This window comes from Capnocytophaga sp. oral taxon 336 str. F0502 (assembly GCF_000411575.1).
In the GTDB taxonomy this organism is placed as follows: Bacteria; Bacteroidota; Bacteroidia; order Flavobacteriales; family Flavobacteriaceae; genus Capnocytophaga; species Capnocytophaga ochracea.
In genome coordinates this window covers 212,336-223,477 of the sequence record NZ_KE150491.1, presented here as the reverse complement: position 1 = coordinate 223,477, position 11,142 = coordinate 212,336, and the positions used below count along the sequence as shown (strand labels likewise).

The following is an 11,142-nucleotide window of genomic DNA, read 5'->3' as shown; positions in this document are numbered from 1 at the left end:
AAGACGAACAAAAGACGAACAAAAGACGAACAAAAGACGAACAATGAACGAAGGATAACAAGAGTAAAAATATATCTAAACTGTATATAAAGCGGTGCTTTGGTAGAGAAAACTTATTTTTTTGAAATAATATTTCGCTCTTTTAAAAAAAAGTAGTACTTTCGCACTCTGTAACAGCACTTATGAAAAAGTATGAAAAGAGTTTTACTATACAGTAGTTTTTTAGTTGTCTTTTTGCTATATTTAGCTTGTACACCTAATGCTAATACCTATTATAACCGTCAGATGCAACCTATTGTTACCAAGTATAATGTACTGTTCAATGGGGAGGAAGCATATGCCAAAGGTCTTAATGAACTACGCGAAAAATATCAAGATAATTTTAGTGAAATTCTACCCGTAGAGCCTATTGGTATGACAGGAAAAGTGCAATTAGATGGTACAGGTAATGCTGATTTTCAACGTGCTGAAGAAAAAGCTATTAAAACCATTCAGAAACACTCTATGGTTTTTAAAGGAGTACAACGCAACTATAAAATTGACGACGCTTATATGTTACTCGGTCAAGCTCGTTATTACGATGAGCGTTTCTTTCCTGCCTTAGAGGCTTTCAATCACCTGCTTACGAACTACGGAACGAGCGAGCGTATTCCTGAGGCAGCGGTTTGGGCACAAAAAGCTAATCTCCGTTTAGGTAAAGATAAAATTGCCATAGAAAAACTCACTGAATTTTTAAAAGAGAATCCTAAATTACGCAAAAATGATAGAGCTGAAGCCTATGCTACCTTAGGACAGGCTTATATCAACCAAGAACAATATCCTGAGGCTGCTGATGCGCTTTACAATGCTGGTAAATACACTCGTAATAAGGCTTTACGCGGTAGATATTACTTTATTGCAGCTCAGCTTTATGAAAAACAGCATCAAAAAGACTCTGCCGAAGTAGCTTTTGAAAAGGTTGTGAAGCAAAACTGGAAGATTCCGCGTAAGCTATGGGTAGAAGCCCAAGCAGGAAAGGCTCGCAACAAAACATTTACCCCTGAAGAAAAGGCCGATTTTTTAGCTTACCTTACCAAGCTTGAACGCCGTTATGAGCACAAAAACTATCTCGATGTGCTTTACTACACTCACGGCGAACTTTTAAAAGACGATGATAAGCGTTTGGCTACCGATTTTTATCGCAGTTCTCTTTCCAACAATAAGAATAACAATCCGTTAAAAGCAAAAGCTCATACACGTCTCTCTGAATTATTTTTTGACCAAAAAGACTATACGGGAGCTTATCAGCATTTGGATAGTACTCTTACTTATATCCCTGAACATACCTTTGAACATCTTTTTATTCGCAGAAAAAGAGATAACTTGTCCAAGATTGCTGAGTTAGAATACGTCGTTAAGAAAAATGATAGCGTTTTAAAAGTTATGCGCTTGCCAGAGACAGAACGTCGTGCGTATTACCAAAGACATATCGATTCTGTACAGAAAGCAATTGCTCTTCGCACACAAAAGCACCACAATAAAAAGGTTGCCAATACAGGTATGGGGGTAACGATGCCCGATGCTACTACTGAAAAGGGTGGAAAGTTCTATTTCTACAATCCGATGAGTGTAGCTTATGGGAAACAACAGTTTCAACAATATTGGGGAGACCGCAAATTGGAGGATAACTGGCGTTGGTCGAGTATGGGGAATGCCAATGTGGCGAACCTCACTGTCTCAGCTACTACACAACAAATAGCTGAAAAAGAAGTAGAAACTCCCGATACTTATCTTTCTCAACTTCCTAAGACCGAAGCCGAAATCGCTCAACTTAACATCGATAGAAATAAAGCCCTGTACCAGTTGGGCGTGCTCTATCGCTCTAAATTCAGTGAAAATGAATTGGCTATACAACGTTTAGAACGTGTTCTTGCCAACAATCCTTCTCCCGAATTAGAAGTAGTTACACTTTATGAGCTCCAAAAGAATTACACTGATACTCATAACCCCAAAGCTGAAACCATCAAAGGGCGACTACTTGCTAATTATCCTAATACCGATTATGCAAAACTATTGCAAGGAAACGAAACCTCACAACAAGAGCGCAATAAACAGGCACAAGTTTTTGTTGATACCCTTATGGCTCAATACAATCGGGGTGAAATTATCGAGACGGCTCACCTGTTACAAACAGAAGGGGCGCAGTATCGTGAAACTTCAGTAGCACCTGCTATCGCACTGTTGCAAGCCAAAACAACGGCACGTTTAGAGGGGCTTGCTCCTTACCAAGCGCAGTTACAACAGATAGCGACTAACTATCCTGCCACTGCTGAAAGTGAAGAGGCTAAAAATCTATTAGATGAGCTTAAAGATGTAGAAACCGAAGATTTTGTTACTGACGATAAGGCTACGAAATGGAAAGTAATCATTACAGGTACGGTTTCCGAGACACGTACAACTATAAAAGAACAACTTACCCAGAAATTAAAGGCAATTTCTGAAGTTCTCACCCTTTCAGAAGACCTCTATAATGCCGATGAAACTTGGTTAGTAGTTCATAATATCCGCGATGCTTATTCAGCTCAGAGCATTGTTACTGATTTGAAAGAGTTCTTGGAGAAAAACAAACTATCTGCTTTTGTTATAGCCACTGAAAACTACCGATTGGTACAAATTCGCAAAGACAAAGAAAAATTCTTGGAGAAAGAAAAGAATGAAAACTAAGTCAGCTTATAGTATTTGTTGCTTTATGGTTTGTCATTCACCTTTATTTTAGTATCTTTGCGCCTCATTTAGCAAAAAAACAATATGAAATTAAAACACGCATTCCTTATTATTCTGTTGGTACTTATCATTGACCAATGGAGCAAAATATACATCAAAACACACTTTATCCTCAACGAAGCCGTAACCGTTTTCAGTTGGTTTCAAATATATTTTGTAGAAAACGAAGGTGCAGCTTGGGGTACTAAAATCCCCGGCGAATACGGTAAACTCATTCTTACTCTCTTTCGCATTGTAGCGGTAATAGGTATCGGTTATTGGCTGGTATCGGCAGTGAGAAAGCAACAACCTAAGATACTTATCATTTGTATTTCTTTGATATTGGCAGGAGCACTGGGCAATATCATCGATTCGGTGTTTTACGGCATAATTTTCGACCATAGTTATGGTAACATTGCTACCCTATTTGCCGAAAATCCTTACGGAACCCTCTTGCACGGCAAAGTGGTGGATATGTTCTACTTCCCTATTATCGATACTACACTTCCCAGCTGGGTACCCATTTGGGGAGGCGAACGCTTTCGTTTCTTCGAGCCCGTGTTCAATGTGGCTGACTCTGCAATATGTATAGCAGTGGGGCTGATGATTTTATATCACAAAAAGATATTTCCTAAAAACTAAATGAATACAAAAACACTTGAAGACTTAGAGTTCCCCATTGTACTCTCTCATTTGTCTGACCTTTGCCTTACTGAACTCGGCAAGAAATACGCCTTACGTATCAAGCCTTTCGACAATCAGGAGAGCCTGTTATTGGCACTGAATCAAACCAATGAATACCTATCGTCTTTTGATAATAACAACACAATCCCTTCACACTATTGCGAATCTATCACTTCCGAAATTAAACTTCTATCTATTGAAAACGCCTTGTTAGAAGTGTCGAGCATTAGGAAGATTCATCGTATCAGCGAGGTTGTAAACACTCAAATTCTCTTCTTTAAGAAGTTCAAAACGCTATACCCTACCCTTTTCGAAACGGCTGATAGTATCGAGTATACTACCGAACTGCTGAACGCTATCGATAAAGTGCTGGACAAGTACGGCGAGATAAAAAACGAAGCCTCTCCTACGCTTGGCAATATACGTCGTGAGCTGAGCGCCTTGAAAGGAAAACTCAACGAAAGTTTCAATCGTGCTCTCGCCGAGTATAACACTGCCGACTATCTCGATGATATCCGCGAGACCGTAGTAGAAAACCGCCGCGTATTGGCAGTGAAAGCAATGTACCGCCGAAAAGTACAAGGCACTGTATGGGGGAGCTCAAAAACGGGCAGCATAGTGTATATAGAACCGCGACAAACCGAAATCTACTCTCGCGAACTCTCCAATTTGCTTTATGACGAAAAAGAGGAAATCCAGCGTATATTAAGAGAACTTACCGCCTTCATCAGTCAGTTTGCTGACCTGCTGAAAGACTATCAGCGATACATCACAGCCGTTGATATTATTTGCGCCAAAGCCAAGTACGCTCACCAAATGAACGCACTTTTGCCAGAAATCACTCAGGAGCGCGAACTATTCCTCCGTGAAGCATATCACCCTTTGCTGTACCTTAGCAATACCAAAAAAGGTGTTACTACCTTCCCTCAAACCATAGAACTGAATGATGAAAATCGTATTATCGTCATCTCGGGACCTAATGCGGGCGGAAAGAGTATTACGCTTAAAACCATTGGCTTATTACAATTAATGTTACAAAGTGGAATGCTCGTTCCGGTGCATCATCGTTCTAAAATGTGTTTATTTGAACGCATTCTTACCGATATCGGCGATAACCAATCTATTGAAAACCACCTTAGCACATACAGCTACCGACTCAAAAATATGAATTACTTCCTCAAAAAGTGTAACCACCGCACCTTGTTTTTGATAGATGAGTTCGGGACAGGTAGCGACCCCGAATTAGGAGGTGCTTTGGCTGAAATATTCTTAGAAGAGTTCTACCACCGAAAGGCTTTTGGGGTGATTACCACCCATTACACCAATTTAAAAATGCTGGCAGATGAATTGCCTCACGCCAGCAATGCCAATATGCTTTTCAACGATAAAACCTTAGAGCCCATCTATAAGCTAATAATAGGCGAAGCGGGAAGTTCTTTCACTTTTGAAGTAGCGCAGAAAAACGGCATTCCGTTTAGCCTTATCAATCGGGCTAAGAAAAAAATAGAGAAAGGAAAAGTGCGTTTTGATGCCACTATCGCCAAATTGCAGAAAGAACGCTCCAAAATGGAAAAAACTGCCGAAACCCTGAAAGATGAGGAAACCAAAGCCCGCGAAGAAGCCAAACGCTTGGAGGAACTCAATGATAAAGTAAAAAGCAAGCTCATAAATTATCAAGAGCTCTATGACCAAAGCCAACGTATGATTACCTTAGGTAGTAAGGTAGACCAGATAGCCGAACGTTATTTCTACGATGGTAAGCGTCGCCCTTTGGTATCCGAATTTCTTAAACTCATTGAAATGGAAAACGCCAAGCGCAAACAAATGAGCAAAGAGGAACGCACCAAGCAAAAAGAGGAGAAAAAAACTACTACCGAAGAAGTTCATAAGCAAATGGAGGCTATCCGCCAGCAACGCAAAGAAGAGAAGAAAGAGCGCATTGCCCAAGAACGCGCCGAAAAAGAAAAGCTACAACGCGCCCTTTCAGTAGGCGACCGTGTGCGCATTAAAGACAGCCGGAGCGTGGGAAGTATCGATAAAATTGAAAAAGGCAAAGCCATAGTAAATTACGGGGCGTTTACTACCTCTGTTTCTTTGGACGAATTGGAGCTCGTACAGAAAATCCGATAAAGTTCAACTTACCGAAAAGGCACCTTATTAATATCTCAAAAAAGTGATTGTTCCAAAAAACAATCACTTTTTAAGTTCTTTATCTTTTTAAAGTGGATAGAAAGTCACTTTTTGTGTTGCCGAACTTTATAAAATCAATAGCGAGCCACTTTTTGAGTAGTTTAACTTTGTAAAGTTACAAAAAAGTGTATTTTTTTATGTTTTTCTATTCTTCGGAGGTTAAAACAGGGAAGATTTTACAAATTGAATACATTAGTTTAACATAAAAATTAGCTATTTCAGTAGTTTTTGCAGTATTAACTTTGCCAAAGTTTGAAACTTTGGCAAAGTTGAATCAAATATAATACAAACTCCATATACTAATATTGATTTTTCATATATCAATAAAAAACTTTGAAAATAATTTTGGATATAAAAAAAGGAATTCGTAATTTTGTCGCATAAAAACGAGGATTATCGTTATTAGGATAATCCCTAATTTATAATACTATATTATTTAACAACCTCAAAAAATATTTTCTACTTATGAAAAAGGAGAAGTTAATCAATTTAGACCTTGCTCGCATGCATAATGCCGAGTTTAAACAATTTTTAGTGCGATTTTTTGAAGATTTCGGCAAGACTGATTTAAAATTGGAAACAGATGCCGATTTTAAAGTGCTCTTCGAAAAGTTAAAAGATAAAATTCCTTCTTATGAAAAGGGATTGGAAAGAATCCGTTCTAGTGAAGAGACCAAAAAACTCGCCGAGCTTGACCACGCAAGAGATACCGATATGCGTGCCTTGCGTTTGAGTATTCGCCCCTATAAATATGCAAAAACGGACGATAAGAAAAAGGCTTTTGAAACGCTAAAAAGGCTTATAGACCCTTATAAAGATGTTTCAAAAGAAACGTATGAGGAAGAAACCAGCAACCTTACAACTCTCATTACTCAGCTCAAAGCTGAACCTTATGTAAGTGCAGTGAAAACCTTGCAAATTAAGGAGTTTGTAAGTGAGTTGGAAAAATCTAATAAAGCGTTTGATGAACTTTTTTCGCACAGGTCGTTCCAAACCTTGCAAAAAGAAGCCTATCATATACGTCCGCTACGCAAAGAGCTCTCAGATGATTACCGCAATATGGTAAATTACATTGTAACCCTATCGGGGGTGAAACAAGATGAGTTCTACAAAAAGACGTTGGAGGTCATCAATAACAGCAGGAAGTATTACGCCGATGTGATAGCACGTAGAAAGCCGAATGCCCCTTCTGCTAAAAACAAAGAAAATACAAATGTTATCGCATAAACTATGGAAGTGAACATACACCCCAGCTGGAAGTCGGTATTACAAGAAGAATTTAATAAGCCGTATTTCAGTCAGCTCACCGATTTTGTAAAGAAAGAATATGCCGAAAATATCTGTTATCCCAAAGGAAAGCAAATATTTTCGGCTTTCGACCATTGTCCGCTGGACAGGGTGAAAGTAGTTATCATCGGGCAAGACCCCTATCACGGCGAAGGGCAGGCAAACGGTTTGTGTTTTTCAGTACACGATGGCATTGCCCACCCACCTTCACTTATCAATATTTTTAGGGAAATAGGGCAAGATTTAGGTACCTCCTACCCTATCAGTGGCAATTTGGAGCGCTGGGCATCGCAAGGAGTTTTGCTGCTGAACGCCACTCTCACCGTAAGAGCCAACGAAGCTGGTAGCCACCAAAATAAAGGGTGGGAAACTTTTACTGACGCTGTTATTAAAGCAGTTTCAGCACATTGTAACAATATAGTGTTTATGTTGTGGGGTGGTTATGCCAAAAAGAAAACAAGCCTTATCGACCCGGCAAAACATTGTATTCTTACCTCAGGGCATCCCTCTCCTTTGAGTGCAAACAAAGGCTATTGGTTTGGCAACAAACATTTCAGCAAAGCTAATGCCTATCTTACATCCGTAGGGAAGGAAGCCATAAACTGGTAATTAGGATAGAAAAAGTTATGAGCGTTTATTATCTATCATTCAGTATTGAGCAATATTTAGGTTTTCTCCTTTTTGTAGTCATTTTCCTAATTGGTTTTTGGCTATTCTGCCTTTTATGTATGGTTATTCCTTATTGGTTTATCGGGGCGATAAAAGAGCGACTAAAAGAAAGAAAATCAACTAAAAGCGATATGCTTCTCCAAAAAAACTAACTACTGATGACATTAAAAGAGAGAATACATAATCTTCCCATTATCAAGCAATTCATAAGCTTTTTGAAAAGTATTCCTTTAGCTAAGAATGCTTTTTCATTATATGATTTGCTCGAACTGTATACCGCAGGGATTATTAGAGGTGCACTTACTTATCGGGCAAGCGCTATCTCGTATAGTTTTTTTTTAGCAATCTTTCCTTTTTTGCTATTCATTTTAAACTTAATCCCTTATATTCCTATCGAAAATTTCCAGGGAGACTTTTGGGCTTTTATTGAAGATATGCTTCCCCCAGGTACGCACGATTTCTTTTCGGATATTTTTTTCGATATCGCCGATAAAAAACGTGGCGGCTTGTTGTCTTCGGTATTTTTTCTTTCTATTTTCTTAATGACCAATGGTATTATGGCAATTTTTGGAGGGTTTGAGTATTCGTACCATCGGCAAATCACACGCACCTATATCAAGCAATATCTCTACGCCCTAATGGTAGCAATTATTTTGGCACTTCTTGTTCTATTTGCTGTGGTTGTATTCATTTATTACGAAGTGTATTTAGTGCCTTACCTCGATAAAATCAATTTTATTACCGATTACGAAACGCTACTTAAAATATCGAAAATAGTTTTCGTCGCACTGATTACCTACTTTGGTACAGGACTACTGTTTTACTTCGGCACAGTTGAAGGCAAGGAAAGTAAGTTCTTTTCAGCAGGTTCGCTCTTTACAGTGTTATTGTTCGGCGTGACAACCTATTTGTTCGGTATTTATATTGAGAATTTTTCTCGCTACAACCAGCTGTATGGGTCTATCGGGGCATTGCTTATCTTCCTGCTTTATATATGGTTAAATGCCAACATATTGTTATTGGGGTTTGAACTAAATGCTTCGCTTCTAAAACTTAAAAAACACGACTGATGTATTTCGTAGATGTAATCTTGCCACTTCCGCTTTCTAAACTTTTTACCTATCGTATTAATGAAGACGAAGCACATTTCTTACAAATGGGAATGCGCGTGGCTGTTCCATTCGGTAAATCGAAAGTATACACGGCTATAGTACATCATATACATACTGTTGAGCCTTCTTATGACACTAAAGACATTGAATATATCTTAGATGAAGCGCCTATTATTACTCCCCAACAAATAGAACATTGGCAATGGATAGCCGATTTCTATATGTGCACTTTAGGGGAAGTACTAAAATCAGCCTTGCCATCGGCTTTTTTATTAGAAAGTGAAACAATAATTGAAATTGCAGAAAAAGAATTAAATTCAGCACTCTTTACCGATGACGAGTGGCAGGTATACGAAGCCTTACATTACAAAACAGCCCTCAAAGGCAGTGAGGTGAGTAAAATAATCCCCAAAAACAAGGCTCTGAAAGTGATGAAGAGCTTGGTAGAGAAAGGAGCTGCTCGCATTTCCGAAAGAATATTTGAGAAATATGTACCAAAACTCATCAAATACATTCGTTTATCTTCTGAATATCAAACCGAAGAAGGCTTGCAAAGAGCCTTAGAACTTTTGAAGCGGTCGGAAAAACAAAAGAAGCTAATAATGGCTTATTTTAATTATATCAACAGAGAAGTACTGCCTTTAAAAGCAGAAAAATTATTAGAAGAAGCCAGTGTATCGACAACAGTACTAAAATCAGTAATAGAAAAAGGCATTTTTGAAGAATATTACTTACAGAAAGACCGCGTTAGCTTTGCTGATAGTGATGTTTCGACAAAAAAGATACTCAATGAGGTACAGGAAGAAGCTCTTCATCAAATTCAGAAACAGTTTCAGACTAAAAACACAGTTCTTTTACAAGGGGTTACCGCCTCTGGAAAGACTGAAATTTACATTGAACTTATCGACCAATATTTAAAGGCAGGAAAACAAGTACTCTATCTTCTTCCTGAAATCGGCTTAACAGTTCATCTTATCAACCGATTCAAGAATCACTTTGGCAAGAGCCTCTCAGTATATCATTCTAAATATAGTACGAACGAACGGGTAGAAGTTTGGAATAATGTACTAAATAATAATCCCAAAGCGCAATTGGTTGTAGGTGTTCGCTCATCAGTTTACTTGCCTTTCAGGCAATTAGGGCTTGTAATCATTGATGAGGAGCACGATAATTCTTACCGACAGTTTGAACCAGCCCCTCGAATGCAAGCACGGGATACTGCTATTATGTTAGCAAACATTTTCAAAGCTAAAACTTTGCTGGGTTCGGCAACGCCTTCGTTGGAGAGTATGCACAACGTGAAGACTGAAAAGTACGGATTTGTATACTTATCAAAACGCTACGCAGATTTCCTTCCTCCTATTATCGAGCTTATCGATATTAAGGATAAGCACCATCGCAAACGTATGAACGGGCATTTTTCCGACATTCTGATAAAGGAAATTACGAATACTTTATCGCAAGGGAGACAGGTACTTCTCTTTCAAAACAGAAGGGGTTATGCTCCTATCGTGCAGTGTATGCAATGTGGCACGGTGCCCCAATGTCCGCATTGCGATGTAAGTCTCACTTTTCATCAAAGCAGTAATCAGTTGCGATGCCATTATTGCGGTTATGCAATTCCTATGCCCAAAGCCTGTATAGCTTGTGGAAGTGTTGATTTAAAAACAAAAGGCTTCGGAACAGAGCAAATTAGTAAAGAATTAGAAGTGCTTTTCCCGAAAATAGCTATAGACAGAATGGATCAGGATACTACGAATGGTAAATATGGATATAAAAAAATATTATCCAAGTTCGAGCAACAAGAAACGCAAATATTAGTAGGCACCCAAATGATCACGAAGGGATTAGATTTTGAAAATATAGGTCTAGTAGGCGTAATGAATGCCGATGCTCTCATTCATTCTCCTGACTACCGAGCCTACGAAAGAAGTTTTCAACTATTATTGCAAGTATCGGGTCGTGCAGGAAGAAGTGCCCAACAAGGAAAAGTATTGATACAAACCTATAACCCACAGCACCCCGTAATTCAGCAAGTATTACAAAATGATTTCAGAGGAATGTATCAAAGTCAGATAGAGGAACGCCAATCCTTTTTATATCCTCCTTTTGTACAAATGATAAAAATAACTTTCAAACACAGTAATTTTAACCGAGTAAATGAAAGTGCCGAGTGGTTTGCTAATACACTTCGTGAAGTTTTTGCTTCTCAAAGAGGGATAGACATCTTAGGTCCTGAATTCCCTCCTATTTCTCGTATTAGAAATGAATATCTGAAAGATGTTTTGGTGAAAGTACACCCCTCCGAAGTCTCTTTACGTCACACTAAAGAGCATATTAGGCGTATTGAAAACAGTTTTCAAGCTATCAGCAACTTTCGTGCTATTCGGGTAAGTTATTTGGTGGAATAATTACTATTTATTTGAGATATGAATGTTCTTTCTAAAAATATCTACAT

At 38.6% G+C, this 11,142-nt stretch carries 7 protein-coding genes; all 7 read left to right on the top strand.

The annotated features are described in order from the left end of the window. Positions 1-192 precede the first annotated feature (192 nt). The 7 genes from HMPREF1528_RS08895 to priA all read left to right on the top strand — a co-directional run bounded on the left by HMPREF1528_RS08895 (position 193) and on the right by priA (position 11,095). A complete protein-coding gene (locus HMPREF1528_RS08895) occupies positions 193-2,703 on the top strand; it encodes a tetratricopeptide repeat protein (RefSeq protein ID WP_034567995.1) in 2,511 nt (836 codons plus the stop codon). An 84-nt stretch (positions 2,704-2,787) separates the two neighbouring features. Continuing rightward, positions 2,788-3,384, top strand: coding sequence for a lipoprotein signal peptidase (locus HMPREF1528_RS12660; RefSeq protein ID WP_009411097.1), 597 nt, complete (start codon positions 2,788-2,790; stop codon positions 3,382-3,384). After that, complete coding sequence (locus HMPREF1528_RS08885; protein ID WP_016479488.1) at positions 3,385-5,556, top strand: endonuclease MutS2; 2,172 nt, start codon at positions 3,385-3,387, stop codon at positions 5,554-5,556. Positions 5,557-6,081: 525 nt separating this feature from the next. Further along, positions 6,082-6,843 carry a DUF6261 family protein gene (locus tag HMPREF1528_RS08880; RefSeq protein WP_016479487.1) on the top strand — a complete coding sequence of 254 codons (762 nt, stop codon included), beginning with the start codon at positions 6,082-6,084 and terminating at the stop codon, positions 6,841-6,843. 3 nt (positions 6,844-6,846) lie between these two features. Next, a complete protein-coding gene (gene ung / locus HMPREF1528_RS08875; protein ID WP_009417200.1) occupies positions 6,847-7,512 on the top strand; it encodes a uracil-DNA glycosylase in 666 nt (221 codons plus the stop codon). A gap of 218 nt (positions 7,513-7,730) precedes the next feature. Next, positions 7,731-8,642, top strand: a complete 912-nt coding sequence (locus tag HMPREF1528_RS08870) for a YihY/virulence factor BrkB family protein (RefSeq protein WP_016479486.1) — start codon at positions 7,731-7,733, stop codon at positions 8,640-8,642. Beyond that, entirely contained in the window at positions 8,642-11,095 is a 2,454-nt protein-coding gene (gene priA, locus HMPREF1528_RS08865; protein ID WP_016479485.1) for a primosomal protein N', read from the top strand. Before HMPREF1528_RS08870 ends, priA begins: the two co-directional genes overlap by 1 nt. Positions 11,096-11,142: the final 47 nt, after the last annotated feature.